The sequence below is a fragment of the Pseudomonas sp. efr-133-TYG-5 genome, assembly GCF_030209175.1.
Lineage (GTDB): Bacteria > Pseudomonadota > Gammaproteobacteria > Pseudomonadales > Pseudomonadaceae > Aquipseudomonas.
The window spans coordinates 635,365-648,610 of sequence record NZ_JARVSM010000006.1 but is presented as its reverse complement, the minus strand read 5'-3'; the positions used below and the strand labels follow the sequence as shown (position 1 = coordinate 648,610).

Below are 13,246 nucleotides of genomic sequence, written 5' to 3'. Positions count from 1 at the left end.
GGCAAGGTTGATCCTGTAGGCATCTTCTACAGGGAGTATGACCGATGTCCGATTCCACCACTTTCGACCTGCCGATTGCCGGCATGACCTGCGCCAGTTGCGCCGGGCGTGTCGAGCGGGCCTTGCGCAAGGTCAGTGGCGCCAGCGCCGTGAGCGTCAACCTGGCCACCGAACAGGCCCGGGTGCAGGCCCCCGGCGACAGCCTGCCGGCGCTGATGGCGGCGGTCGAACAGGCCGGCTACCGCGTGCCGCGACAAACCCTGGAACTGACCATCGACGGCATGACCTGCGCCTCTTGCGTCGGTCGCGTCGAACGCGCCCTGAGCAACGTGCCGGGGGTGAACCAGGTCAGCGTCAACCTCGCCAATGAACGCGCCCACCTCCAATTGCTCGGCGCAGTCGACGTACAAGACCTGATCGCGGCGGTGAGCAAGGCCGGCTACTCGGCCAGCGTCGTTGACGCCGATCACCGGCAAACCAACAACCGCGAACAACGCCTGCACCACGAACGCTGGGCACTGATCTGCGCCATCGTCCTGGCCTTGCCGCTGGTGCTGCCGATGCTGCTGCAACCGTTCGGTGTGCACTGGATGCTCCCGGCCTGGGCGCAATTCGCCCTCGCCACCCCGGTGCAATTCATTTTTGGCGCACGCTTCTACGTCGCCGCGTGGAAAGCCGTGCGCGCCGGGGCCGGCAACATGGACCTGCTGGTCGCTCTCGGCACCAGCGCCGGCTACGGCCTCAGTCTCTACGAGTGGGCCACCGCCGCAGGGCGCATGCCACACCTGTATTTCGAAGCCTCGGCGGTGGTCATCGCCCTGGTGCTGCTCGGCAAATACCTGGAGAGCCGCGCCAAGCGCCAGACCGCCAGCGCCATCCGCGCCCTGGAGGCGTTGCGTCCGGAACGCGCGCTGCAAGTGATCGATGGCCGCGAGGTGGACGTCGCCATCAGCGCCTTGCGCGTGAATGACGTGGTGCTGGTCAAACCGGGCGAACGCTTCCCGGTGGATGGCGAAGTACTGGAGGGTCAGAGCCACGCCGACGAAGCGCTGATCAGCGGCGAAAGCCTGCCCGTGCCAAAGCAGCCGAGCGACCAGGTCACCGGCGGCGCGATCAATGGCGAAGGGCGGTTGCTGGTACGCACCCGCGCGCTCGGTGCGGAAAGCGTACTGGCGCGGATCATCCGCCTGGTGGAAGACGCCCAGGCGGCGAAAGCACCGATCCAGAAACTGGTGGATAAAGTCAGCCAGGTGTTCGTACCGGCCGTGCTGTTGCTGGCGCTGGCGACACTGCTCGGCTGGTGGCTGTACGGCGCGCCCCTGGAAACCGCGCTCATCAATGCCGTGGCGGTGCTGGTCATCGCTTGCCCCTGTGCCCTCGGTCTGGCCACGCCAACCGCAATCATGGCCGGCACCGGTGTGGCGGCGCGTCACGGGATTCTGATCAAGGATGCCGAGGCGCTGGAACGTGCCCATGCCGTCAGCGAGGTGGTCTTCGACAAGACCGGCACGCTGACTTCCGGTACCCCGCGCATCGCCCATTTCAGTGCGCTGGATGGCGATGAAAACAACCTGCTGACACTGGCCGGTGCCCTGCAACGCGGCAGTGAACACCCGCTGGCCAAAGCCGTATTGGACGCGGTCGCCGAGCGCGACCTGAGCGTGCCGGATGTCAGCGACAGCCAGGCCCTGACCGGACGCGGTATCGCTGGCACGCTCGACGGTCGGCGCCTGGCGCTAGGCAATCGGCGTTTGCTGGAAGAAAGTGGCTTGAGCGCGGGCCCACTCGCCGAGTCCGCCCAGGCCTGGGAGAGCCAAGGCCGGACGCTGTCCTGGCTGATCGAGCAGGCTCCCGAACCGCGCGTGCTCGGCTTGTTCGCCTTCGGCGACACGCTCAAGCCCGGCGCCCTGCAAGCCGTGCAGCAACTGGCCGCACGCGGTATCCACAGCCACCTGCTGACCGGCGACAACCGCGGCAGCGCCCGGGTGGTCGCCGAGGCGCTGGGCATCGCCAATGTCCACGCCGAAGTGCTGCCGGCGGACAAGGCTACGACCGTCGCCGAACTGAAAAAAACCGGCGTGGTGGCCATGGTCGGCGACGGCATCAACGATGCCCCGGCACTGGCGGCGGCAGACATCGGCATCGCCATGGGCGGCGGCACCGACGTCGCCATGCACGCGGCGGGCATCACCCTGATGCGCGGCGATCCACGCCTGGTACCGGCAGCACTGGAGATCAGCCGCAAGACCTACGCGAAGATTCGCCAGAACCTGTTCTGGGCCTTTGTCTACAACCTGATCGGCATTCCGCTGGCGGCATTCGGCTTCCTCAACCCGGTACTGGCCGGGGCCGCGATGGCGCTGTCGAGCGTCAGTGTGGTGAGCAATGCGCTACTGTTGAAAACCTGGCAACCCGAGGATCTGGAGGAACACCGATGAACATCGGCCAAGCGGCCCGCCACAGTGGCCTGAGCGCGAAAATGATCCGCTATTACGAGTCGATCGGCCTGCTCAAGGCCGCTCATCGTACCGACAGCGGTTACCGCGTCTACGGTGCCGACGACCTGCACACACTGGCGTTCATCAAGCGTTCGCGCGACCTCGGCTTCTCGCTGGAGGAAGTCGGCAAGCTGTTGACCCTGTGGCAGGATCGCCAACGCGCCAGCGCCGATGTGAAGGCACTGGCGCGCCAGCACATCGACGAGCTGAATCAAAAGATCCGCGAGCTCGGCGAACTGCGCGACACCCTGCAGGACCTGGTCGAGCACTGCCACGGCGACCATCGCCCGGACTGCCCGATCCTCAAGGAACTGGCGTCGGGCTGCTGCGTGCAACCCGCCCGCGCCTGAGCGCCAGGCCCTTGACCAGCAGCAACGTCGCCAGCGGGATACCGTGGAACAGCAGCACCACGGCGTCCGGCGTCCACCATTCATAGAACGGCGCGGCGAGCAGCATGCCGACGCCGAACCCGGTCATCTGCAGCAAGGTCAGGAAACTGAAAATCGGCAGGCGCAAACGCTCCGGTTCGCGTTGCAGACGCGACAGCAGACTGACCTCCGAGACACCGTCGCCCAGCCCGGCCGGCAGGGAAAACAGCAGCAGGGCATACAGGCTGTGCTGCTGGAACATCAGGATAAAGCCGCACGACATCAACGCCACACCGAAGAAATAGCGCCGTTGCAGATCACCGTTGTCGGTGCTCTTGAGGCGACTGGCGATGCGCGCGCCGAGCAGTTTGCCGCTGGCCCACACCGCCAGCACCAGGCCCAGCGTGGTGCTGGCCGAGTCGGGTGTCAGCAGTTTGGCGATGATCGGGAATCCGACGTTGTGCGCAGCGCTGCCCAAGGTGTCGGCCATGGTCACGGCGAGCATCGCCGCGATGACCGGAGCGCCGCGCAGGCCTTGCCTGAGGGCGGACCATTCACCGCGTTCGCGGGTTGATTGTTCGCTGCCCTCGGCAGCGGCGAAGCGCAACGGTGCAATCAACAGCGCCGCCAGCGCATAAGTCAGTGCGTTGAGCGCAAACACCGCTTCGAAACCGAAGGCCGCCACCAGCAAACCGGAGACCAGGCTGCCGCCGACCATTGCCGCGGATGACGCCGAGGTGATCCAGGCATTGGTTTTCAGTAGCTGCGCCGGTTCGATCAGCCTCGGCAACTGGCTGTTGAGGCCGATGGCGAACATCGAATTGCCAAACCCCAGGCCGAAGGCAATCACCGGCAACAGCAACGCCTGCTGGCTGACGGGCACGATCAACAACAACGCCAGCACGCCGGCGCGCAGCAGGTCGAAGGCGATCAGCGGCGCGCGACCGCTGCAACGACGGTAAAACGCGGTGCCAATCAGGCTGGCCACAATCCCACCGCCCACACGGCTGGCGAGAAAGATCCCCACGCTGATGGCGCTGTTGCTCAGCAGGTAGACGTAGGTGGCCAGCGCCACCATGTTGAGGAAGGCGCCGAAGTCGGAGATCAGCCTGGCGGTGACGATGAGGCGAGCGTTCACATTCAATCCTTGAGTGTGCGAAGGCGGACACGATCCCATACACCTTTGAAGAACACCACCCACACCCTGTGGGAGCTGGCTTGCCAGCGAAGAGGCCAGTACAGCCGATAGAAATTTTCAGGCTGAACCACCGCTATCGCTGGCAAGCCAGCTCCCACAGTGATTTGTGGTGTATGAACATACGGGCACAAAAAACCCGGCCGAAGCCGGGTTCCTGTTCAAGCGCTCACTGCATCCACGGTGGCGGCGGTGGTTCTTCGGACTTGCCCTTGGGCGCGTCCTCGGCCGCACGGATCGCCTGCTTGCGCTCTTCGTCGAGACGCGCCGCTTCGATCTCGCGCAGCACGCCGCCGACATCCGCCAGATCCTCGGGATCGTCGAACTCGCCGGTCAGCACGCTGCCCGGGTGCAGGGTGCCGGCTTCGTACAACGCCCACATTTCCTTGGCGTACTTGGTCTTCTTCAACTCCGGGGCAAACCGACCGAAGTACGACGCCATGTTGCCAACGTCGCGCTCGAGCATGCTGAACGCGTGGTTGTTGCCCGCGGCGTCCACCGCTTGCGGCAGGTCGATGATGACCGGGCCGGTCGGGGTCAACAGTACGTTGAACTCCGAGAGGTCACCGTGCACCAGACCAGTACACAACATCAGCACGATCTGCGAGATCAGGAACGCGTGGTACTCGCGGGCCTGATCCGGCTCCAGCACCACGTCGTTCAGACGCGGCGCGGCATCCCCGTATTCGTCGGCCACCAGCTCCATCAGCAATACGCCTTCGAGGAAGTCGTATGGCTTGGGCACCCGTACCCCGGCACCGGCCAGACGGAACAGCGCCGCGACCTCGGCATTCTGCCAGGCGTCCTCGGCCTCTTTGCGACCGAACTTGGAACCCTTGGCCATCGCCCGGGCCTGGCGGCTGTTGCGCACCTTGCGACCTTCCTGATACTCGGCCGCCTGGCGGAAACTGCGTTTATTCGCCTCCTTGTAGACTTTCGCGCAACGTAACTGATTACCGCAGCGCACCACATAAACAGCTGCTTCTTTGCCACTCATCAGTGGGCGCAGCACCTCGTCGACCAGACCGTCCTCGATCAGGGGTTCAATGCGTTTTGGAGTCTTCATCAGCTTTTATTGTGGGTCCTTTATTACCAAACACGCGAATGTCACTCGTTATACGGCAATCCTCGCACCACGGGGAGGGGTCGCCGACCTGTGAACCTGTGGATGCACACACTGTGCCGGATTAATCGGGCCAGGCCTTCGCTGATTTTTCGAGCGCAACGAATCATAGCCGAGCCACTGGCAGATGTCGGTGACTGGACGCGAGGGCATTTGCGACAGAATCTGACATGCCAATGCCACCGCGCGTAAGTTTTTTGCCGGCAAGCCTCAATTTCCCCGCCCGCCAGCCGAATTCCTCTGTGACAGAGGAATTTGTCCGACAATCGTTCAAAAAAAAACGATGCCGCACTCACGGAGCGAGTGAGCACAACGTTTTCGGCTGCCAATAAGACCGCGAGTCATCTGCACTGCGTGGGCCTACAAGAAAATCTGGAGCGCGGATGAACATCAAACAGAAGTTGACCTGGGCGTTTGCAATCATCGCCTGCTTGCCGGTGGTGCTGGTCGCCACCCTGGTGGTACTCAACCTGCGCAGCGATGCCCGGGACGATTTTGTCGACGGCAGCGGACGCGAGATCCGTCAGGTCAGCAATGCCATGCAGCTGTTTTTTGACGGCATCAGCCAGAACGTCGATTACCTGGCGGCGCAACCGCTGGTGAACAGCGCCGACGGCACGGTGCGCAGCCGCATGAGCGCCAACGCCGCCGACACCAGCGACGGTGAAATCGACAAGCAACTGTTCAGCCTCTTCGAAGGCCTGGCCAAGTCGCATCCGGCCTACTCCTACGTGTCCTACGGCCTGAGCAGCGGCGGCTACGCCTTCTGGCCGGGCGACCCGAAAATGGCCAACTACGACCCGCGCACCCGTCCCTGGTACAAGACCGCCATGGCCAACCCGGGCAAGACCCTGCGCACCGAGGCCTACTACTGGGCCGGCGACGACGCAGTGCTGGTCAGCACCGTACGCGCGGTGGCCAACCAGTTGGGCGCCCAGGGTGGCGTGGTCAACATCGACGTGTCGCTCAAGCAGCTCACCGAGATCGTCAAACAGATCAAGCTCGGCGAAAGCGGTTACCTGATGCTGATGGAAAACACCGGCACGGTGCTGGTCGATCCGAAACAGCCGGAGCACAACTTCAAGCGCCTCGACAGCCTCGGCGACGGCTACGCGCAACTGGCCAAGGCCGGCAAGGGCCTGGTCGAAGTCGAACTCAACGGCGAGCGCTACATGGCCAATGTCTGGCCATCGGAGCAACTGGGCTGGACGTTCATCGGCCTGATCAAACAGAACGAAGTGATGAGCTCGGCGACCCAGCTGACCTGGCTGATCGCGATCATCGCCGCCGTTCTGGCCGTGTTGTTCGCCGTGGTCGGCGCGAGTTTCGCCAGCCTGATCGTGCGCCCGATCCGCAGCGTTGCCAGTGGCCTGGAAGGCATTGCCCAGGGTGAAGGCGACCTGACCAAGAACCTCGACGTCCGCGGCAGCGACGAAACCGCGCAACTGGCCAGCTGGTTCAACCAGTTCCTCACCGCGATTCGCAGCCTGATCCAGCACATCGGCGGCGCGGCCGGAAAAATCCTCGCCACCTCGCAGAGTTCGACCCGGGTTTCCGGCGACATGGCCGAAGCCGCCGGACGCCAGCGCGAAGCGGTGGACATGGTGTCGACCGCGTTCCACGAAATGGTCGCCACCGCCAACGAAGTCGCGCGTTCCTGCAGCCAGGCCGCGGAGTCGGCCGACAGCGGCCAGCGCCAGGCGCGCCAGGGCCAGCAGCAGATCGATGCGGCGGTGCACAGCGTCGATCAACTCAGCCAGGAGCTGGAGCAATCGGCGCAGTCGATGCAGCAACTGGAGCGCGACAGCAACGATATCCAGTCGATCCTCGGCACCATCCGCTCCATCGCCGAACAGACCAACCTGCTCGCGCTCAACGCCGCCATCGAGGCCGCGCGGGCCGGCGAGCAGGGGCGCGGCTTTGCCGTGGTCGCCGACGAAGTGCGCGCACTGGCCAAACGCACGGCCGATTCGACGGCGGAAATCGACGGCCTGCTGGGCAACCTGGCCAAGCGCACCAGTGCTGTCACCCAGCAGATGCGCGCCAGCCTCGATGTGTCGCAGCAGTCGGTGGCACGCATCGGTGAAGCGCGGGCCAGTTTCGGCCAGATCCGCGAGTCGGTGGATGTGATCCGCGACATGAACACACAGATCGCCACCGCTGCCGAAGAGCAGCATCAGGTCGCCGAGGACATCAATCGGCACATCAGCCAGATCCATGGCGATGCGCAACTGGTGGCGGAACTGGCCAATTCGGCGCGGCTGGATTCGCAGAGTCTGGCAGGGTTGTCGAATGAGCTGGATGGGTTGGTGCGGCGGTTCCGTACCTGAAATCGGCGCTAGCCTGGAAAGCCCCTCACCCTGACCCTTTCCCTGCGGGAGAGGGTCAGGGAAATCGTTTGCTCTGCTAGCGCTCGATGATCGCCGTCACCCCCTGCCCCCCGGCCGCACAGATCGAAATCAACCCGCGCCCCTGCCCCGCCGCATCCAGCAGTTTCGCAAGGTTCGCCAGGATGCGCCCGCCGGTTGCGGCAAACGGATGCCCCGCCGCCAGCGAGCTGCCCTTGACGTTCAAGCGGCTGCGATCGATCGAGCCCAGCGGCGCGTCCAACCCCAGTCGGGTCTGGCAGTACTGCGGATCCTCCCAGGCCTGCAATGTGCACAACACCTGAGCGGCAAATGCCTCGTGGATTTCGTAGTAGTCGAAATCCTGCAGGGTCAAACCATTGCGCGCGAGCAGGCGCGGCACCGCGTACACCGGGGCCATCAGCAGGCCCTCGGCGCCGTTGACGAAATCCACCGCCGCCGCTTCGCCGTCACGCAGGTAGGCGAGGATCGGCAGGCCGCGCGCATTGGCCCATTCCTCGCTGCCGAGCAGCACCACCGAGGCGCCATCGGTGAGCGGCGTGGAGTTGCCGGCGGTCAGCGTGCCCTTGGCACTTTTCTCGAAGGCCGGTTTCAGGCTGGCGAGTTTCTCCAGGGTCAGGTCCGGGCGCAGGTTGTTGTCACGGGTCAGGCCGAGAAACGGCGTCATCAGGTCGTTGTGCCAGCCTTCGCTGTAGGACGCCGCCAGTTTCTGGTGGCTCTCCAGCGCCAGTTGATCCTGCGCCTGGCGAGAGATGTTCCAGGTCTGCGCCATCAGTTCGCAGTGCTGGCCCATCGACAGGCCGGTGCGCGGCTCGCCGTTGCGCGGGAACTCCGGAATCAGGTCCTTGGGACGCAGTTGCAGGAAGGTCTTGAGCTTGTCGCCGGTGGTCTTGGCGCGGTTGGCCTGCAGGAGCACCCGGCGCAGGCCTTCGCTGACGCTGATCGGTGCGTCGGAGGTGGTGTCGACGCCCCCGGCAATGCCGCAATCGATCTGGCCGAGCGCGATTTTGTTGGCCACCAGCAACGCCGCTTCCAGACCGGTGCCGCAGGCCTGCTGGATGTCATAGGCGGGCGTGGCGGGTGACAACCGCGAGCCGAGCACGCATTCGCGGGTCAGATTCATATCCCGTGACAATTTCAGCACCGCCCCGGCCACGACCTCGCCGATGCGCTGGCCATGCAGGTTGTAGCGTTCGATCAGGCCTTCGAGGGCGGCGGTGAGCATCGCCTGATTGCTCGCGGTGGCGTAGGGTCCGTTGGAGCGGGCAAAAGGAATGCGGTTACCACCGATGATCGCGACGCGGCGCAGCTGACTCATGAAAAGCTCCTTGGGTAATCGAATGGGCACAGGTTCAGCGATGTCGTTGAGAGGCAGTCCGGCCACACAACCGCCGGGGGCAAACTACTCTGCTGTTCTAGCGTAGGCCCAATTGCGTGGATCGAACGATTGATTGCCCGACGCAGTCCACACTTTGAACCCCATCTTCTGGAGAGCGTTCCATGTCTGACCGCTATATCGACTTCGCCAACTCGTCCATCGGCCATCGCCTGGTCGGGGCCCTGGGCCTGCCGTCGCCGGTACGCCTGGAACGCTGGCAGGCCGGGCGCCTGCGGCCGGTGGACGGCGCCCTGCTGCTCGGTGGCGGGCCGCTGAGCGAACATGTCGGCGCATTCGCCAACCGCCTGACCGACGCGATTTACAGCTATGGCGCCGAGCCGTCACTGGCCACCGCGTGGATCCCCGGCCACGGCCCGAAACTCAAGGCCGTGGTGTTCGATGCCAGCCACCTGCAGCACACCGATCAGCTCAAGCAGCTGCGCGAATTCTTCCAGCCATTGATGAAGAACCTCGCCAGCAGTGCGCACCTGGTGATTCTCGGACGCGCCCCGGAGACCTTGCGCGAACCGTTCGCCGCCAGCGCACAACGCGCGCTCGAAGGCTTCTCCCGCTCGCTGGCCAAGGAGCTGCGCAGCGGCAGCACCCTGCAACTGCTCTATGTCGGCGCAGGCGCCGAGGATCAGCTCGAAGGACCGCTGCGGTTTTTCCTCTCGCCAAAAAGTGCCTTCGTCTCCGGCCAGGTGATTCGCCTGAACGCCTGTGCGACCCAGGTCACTGACTGGACGCGGCCGCTGGCCGGACGCAAGGCACTGGTCACCGGGGCCGCACGCGGCATCGGCGCATCGATTGCCGAAACCCTGGCCCGCGATGGTGCCGAGGTGATCCTGCTCGACGTGCCGCCGGCCAAGACCGACCTCGATGCCCTCGCCGCCCGCCTCGGCGGGCGCAGCATCACCCTCGACATCTGCGCCGAAGACGCCGCCGCGCAACTGATCGAGCACCTGCCGGACGGCCTCGACATCCTCGTGCACAACGCCGGCATCACCCGCGACAAGACGCTGGCCAACATGACCCCGGAATTCTGGGACGCGGTGCTGGCGGTCAATCTCAACGCGCCGCAAGTGCTGACCCAGGCCCTGCTCGAGCATGGCACCCTGCGCGACAACGCGCGGCTGGTGTTGCTCGCTTCGATCAGCGGCATCGCCGGCAACCGCGGGCAGACCAACTATGCGGCGAGCAAGGCTGGCCTGATCGGTCTGGCCCAGGCCTGGGCGCCCACCCTGCTCGAACGTGGCATCAGCATCAATGCCGTGGCACCGGGCTTCATCGAAACGCAGATGACCGCGCACATTCCTTTCGCCCTGCGCGAGGCCGGACGGCGCATGAGCTCGCTGGGCCAGGGTGGCCTGCCGCAGGACGTCGCCGAGGCCGTGGCCTGGCTGGCGCAACCGGGCAGCGGCGCATTCACCGGGCAGGCGCTGCGCGTCTGTGGCCAAAGCGTGCTGGGGGCCTAGGCATGAGCATCGAATGGCAAGATCTGCAGCGTGAACCGAGCCTGCCCGGGCTCTACCTCCGGGCGGCGAGCCGGCGCAAAATCACCGGCACCACCCTGCCTGACGAAGGGCTGCGCTGCTGGGTCGATATCGACGGCCAGCGCCTGGCAGCCTATCGCAAGGTCTGCGGCTTCGCAGACGACGGCCTGCTGCCGCCGACCTATCCACACATCCTCGCGTTTGCCTTGCAGATGCAGTTGCTGACCGCCAGGGATTTCCCGTTCCCGCTGCTGGGGCTGATTCACCTGAGCAATCGTATTCGCGTGCTGCGGCCACTGGGCGGGATCAGCCGGGCGCAGGTCAGCGTCCGCGTGCGTAACCTGCGGCCGCATCCCAAAGGCGCGACGTTCGACCTGCTGACCAGCCTCGACGATCAGCTCGGGCCGCTGTGGGAGGCCGACAGCCAGATGCTCTGTCGCGGCGTCAAGCTCGAGGGCGAGGCCATCGAGCAGGACTGGCAGCCGTCGCTGCCGCTGGTGCAGGTGGCGCAGTGGAACGCCCCGGCAGACATTGGCCGGCAGTACGCCAAGGTCTCCGGCGACTACAACCCGATCCACCTCAGCGCGGCGAGCGCCAGACTGTTCGGTTTTCCCACCGCGATTGCCCACGGTCTGTGGAACAAGGCCCGCACCCTCGCCGCCCTCGCCGATCACCTGCCCAAGGCCAACCTGGAAGTCGCCGTGCACTTTCGCAAGCCGGTGCGCCTGCCCAGCGCGGTGACACTGCTCGCCAGCGCAGCAGGATCCAGCGGCGAACTGCGCCTGATCGGCGCGGGTGAGCTGGAGCACATGGTCGGTCACTGGCAGCCCGTTGCCTGAACCCGTGGCGGGCCGCATACACATGTAAATTGTGTATATATAACTTAAGTTCTGCGGCCCCCGAATTGCCCTTGAACAAATCTCCCAGCCTTGATTTTCAAGGCTTTTTTTTGCCCGCCTATACCTTCGGTATTAGTCCTTAGGCAGCACCCGCAGGGGCCTATATAAAGGCGTTAATACCAACTTGAGAATGGTCTGGATCCAAGCACTGGATTGAGATGGACACAACGGACGAAGGCACTGCCGGCAACAGAATCGGCGGGTCATCGAAAACAACGAACGTTGTGACAAGGTGCAAGGAATACCCATCATGAAAACTCAAGTGTGGTGCAAATCGGCAACAGCGCTGGCATTGATCCTCTCCCTCGGCCTCGCCGGCTGCAGCAGCGGCGGTGGCGGTCATCACAGCAGTTCCGGCAGCTCTTCGCCGGACAGCGCCGCCGCAGGTGGCAGTGGCAGCACGGGCGGCACCGGCAGCAGCGGTGGCTCGGGCGACACGGCGGGCACTGGCGGCACGGGTGGCACCGGCAGCACTGGCGGCACCGGTAGCACGGGCGGTACAGGCGGTACAGGCAGCACCGGCGGTACGGCGGGCACCGGCGGTACAGGTGGAACCGGCGGCACGGGCGGCACGACCAATCCCACCGACCCGACCAATCCGACCAACCCGACGGATCCGACCAACCCCACCAACCCGACCACCACACCGACACTGGTCACCACCACGCTGGTGCAGGATGTCGGCAAGACCGTCAGCGGTGTCGGCGATGGCGTCGGCCAGGTCGGCGATTCGCTGAGCACGATTCCCGTGGCAGGTGGCGTGGTGCAGAGCGTCGCCAATACCGCCGGCAATGTCGTCAGCACCCTGGGTGATGGCGTGTCCAACGGCATCGGCAAACTGGCCAGCACCCCCAACGGCATCGGCGTCACCGCGTCGGCCGTGGGTGGCGTGGTGCAAGACGTCGGCAACGGTGTCTCGGATGTCAGCGGCAAACTGGCCACGGCCACCGGCAGCATTCCGCTGGTGGGCGGTGTCGTGACCCGCGTCGCGCCGGTCCTCAATGGCGTCGGCGAACGCGTCACCATGCTCGGCGACACCCTCAGCACCGCCACTACGACCGGTCCGCTGGGCTCACTGACCACTCAGGTCAGCGGCCGACTGGTGCCGGTGATCGCCATGGTTGAAAGCACCACCGACAAGCTCGGCAGCACCACCGGCCTCGGTGCACCGCTCAACGGCCTGGTGCAGAAAGTCGGCAGTACCGTGGATGGCGTCGGCGACAAAGTCACCGCCGCCGGCAATGGCAATGCCCTGACCAACACCGTTGGCGGCGCACTGAGCAATGTCGGCACCGCGGTCGGCAAGGCTGGCGGCCTGGTGGCCAACGGCACAGGCTCGGGCACTGGCTCGGGCACTGGCGGCGGGATCGGCGGCGGCCTCGGCGGCACCGGCCTGCTGCAAACCGTCGGTGGTGCGGTGGCCAATGTCGGCACCGGTCTGAGCGCAGGCAACAGCACGCTGGCCGCACCTGGCGCCACCGTGGCGTCGGCCGGTAACGCCGTCGCTTCGCTGAACACCGTGCTCGGCGGCTCCGGTACACCGATCACCGCAACCACTGCACCGCTGGCCACGCTCGGCACCAGCGTCAGCAGCGCCGTCGCCCCGGTCACCAGTGCCGTGACCTCGCTGACCCAGAACGTTGGCACCAGCACCGGGATCGGCTCGCCAGTGGCCAGCCTCACCGGCCAGGTCGGCGGCGCGGTGAGCAATGTCGGTGGCGCAATCGCCGGCAGCAACGCCAATCCGGTGGTGACGGCCGTCGGCAACACCGTGACCACAGTCGGCAACACCGTCACTGCAGTCGGTGGTCTGGTGACCGGCGGCACCGGCGGAACCGGCGGCACAACCGGCGCCACCGGCGGGCTGGGCGGTGTCCTGGGCGGCCTGACCGGTGCCCTCGGTGGTAGCAGACAGTAATTGCACCT

General features: G+C 65.3%; 9 protein-coding genes and 1 pseudogene. 7 read left to right on the top strand and 3 right to left on the bottom strand.

All coding sequences use genetic code 11. The features are described 5' to 3' along the window. Positions 1–44 precede the first annotated feature (44 nt). A complete protein-coding gene (locus tag QRN70_RS21785) occupies positions 45–2,438 on the top strand; it encodes a heavy metal translocating P-type ATPase (protein WP_285419953.1) in 2,394 nt (797 codons plus the stop codon). Further along, positions 2,435–2,848, top strand: coding sequence for a Cu(I)-responsive transcriptional regulator (cueR, locus tag QRN70_RS21780; RefSeq protein WP_285419952.1), 414 nt, complete (start codon positions 2,435–2,437; stop codon positions 2,846–2,848). Before QRN70_RS21785 ends, cueR begins: the two co-directional genes overlap by 4 nt. On the opposite strand, the gene QRN70_RS21775 is transcribed toward cueR, so the two are convergent. Together QRN70_RS21775 and QRN70_RS21770 are read right to left on the bottom strand one after the other, a co-directional pair. Beyond that, positions 2,802–4,043: an MFS transporter gene (locus QRN70_RS21775; RefSeq protein WP_285419951.1), complete on the bottom strand. Its 1,242-nt coding sequence runs from the start codon at positions 4,041–4,043 to the stop codon at positions 2,802–2,804. The two genes, cueR and QRN70_RS21775, sit on opposite strands and share 47 nt — an antisense overlap. Positions 4,044–4,230: 187 nt before the next feature. Further along, the gene (locus tag QRN70_RS21770; RefSeq protein ID WP_285419950.1) at positions 4,231–5,127 is read right to left on the bottom strand and encodes a PA4780 family RIO1-like protein kinase; all 897 of its coding nucleotides are present in this window, start codon (positions 5,125–5,127) and stop codon (positions 4,231–4,233) included. Between the two features lie 440 nt (positions 5,128–5,567). Here QRN70_RS21770 and QRN70_RS27870 point away from each other — a divergent pair. Further along, positions 5,568–6,656: pseudogene (locus QRN70_RS27870) on the top strand (cache domain-containing protein); the annotation flags it as partial. 90 nt (positions 6,657–6,746) lie between these two features. Beyond that, positions 6,747–7,514, top strand: coding sequence for a methyl-accepting chemotaxis protein (locus QRN70_RS27865; RefSeq protein WP_502941653.1), 768 nt, complete (start codon positions 6,747–6,749; stop codon positions 7,512–7,514). 76 nt (positions 7,515–7,590) lie between these two features. Here QRN70_RS27865 and QRN70_RS21760 read toward each other — a convergent pair whose 3' ends face one another. Continuing rightward, positions 7,591–8,868, bottom strand: coding sequence for an acetyl-CoA C-acetyltransferase (locus QRN70_RS21760; protein WP_285419948.1), 1,278 nt, complete (start codon positions 8,866–8,868; stop codon positions 7,591–7,593). Positions 8,869–9,050: 182 nt separating this feature from the next. Here QRN70_RS21760 and QRN70_RS21755 point away from each other — a divergent pair, with 182 nt between their 5' ends. The 3 genes from QRN70_RS21755 (at position 9,051) to QRN70_RS21745 (ending at position 13,238) form a co-directional block, all read left to right on the top strand. Next, positions 9,051–10,403 carry a 3-oxoacyl-ACP reductase gene (locus tag QRN70_RS21755; RefSeq protein ID WP_285419947.1) on the top strand — a complete coding sequence of 451 codons (1,353 nt, stop codon included), beginning with the start codon at positions 9,051–9,053 and terminating at the stop codon, positions 10,401–10,403. Between the two features lie 2 nt (positions 10,404–10,405). Then, positions 10,406–11,260, top strand: coding sequence for a MaoC family dehydratase (locus QRN70_RS21750; protein ID WP_285419946.1), 855 nt, complete (start codon positions 10,406–10,408; stop codon positions 11,258–11,260). Positions 11,261–11,570: 310 nt separating this feature from the next. Next, positions 11,571–13,238 carry a collagen-like triple helix repeat-containing protein gene (locus QRN70_RS21745; protein WP_285419945.1) on the top strand — a complete coding sequence of 556 codons (1,668 nt, stop codon included), beginning with the start codon at positions 11,571–11,573 and terminating at the stop codon, positions 13,236–13,238. The last annotated feature ends 8 nt before the right edge of the window (positions 13,239–13,246 follow it).

Bases quoted from the DNA above. Each gene is read 5' to 3' on its own strand.
- QRN70_RS21745 (WP_285419945.1), top strand. From the start codon at position 11,571: ATGAAAACTCAAGTGTGGTGCAAATCGGCAACAGCGCTGGCATTGATC.
- QRN70_RS21775 (WP_285419951.1), bottom strand. From the start codon at position 4,043: ATGGGATCGTGTCCGCCTTCGCACACTCAAGGATTGAATGTGAACGCT.
- QRN70_RS21760 (WP_285419948.1), bottom strand. From the start codon at position 8,868: ATGAGTCAGCTGCGCCGCGTCGCGATCATCGGTGGTAACCGCATTCCT.
- QRN70_RS21755 (WP_285419947.1), top strand. From the start codon at position 9,051: ATGTCTGACCGCTATATCGACTTCGCCAACTCGTCCATCGGCCATCGC.
- QRN70_RS21750 (WP_285419946.1), top strand. From the start codon at position 10,406: ATGAGCATCGAATGGCAAGATCTGCAGCGTGAACCGAGCCTGCCCGGG.
- QRN70_RS27865 (WP_502941653.1), top strand. From the start codon at position 6,747: ATGGCCGAAGCCGCCGGACGCCAGCGCGAAGCGGTGGACATGGTGTCG.
- cueR (WP_285419952.1), top strand. From the start codon at position 2,435: ATGAACATCGGCCAAGCGGCCCGCCACAGTGGCCTGAGCGCGAAAATG.
- QRN70_RS21785 (WP_285419953.1), top strand. From the start codon at position 45: ATGTCCGATTCCACCACTTTCGACCTGCCGATTGCCGGCATGACCTGC.
- QRN70_RS21770 (WP_285419950.1), bottom strand. From the start codon at position 5,127: ATGAAGACTCCAAAACGCATTGAACCCCTGATCGAGGACGGTCTGGTC.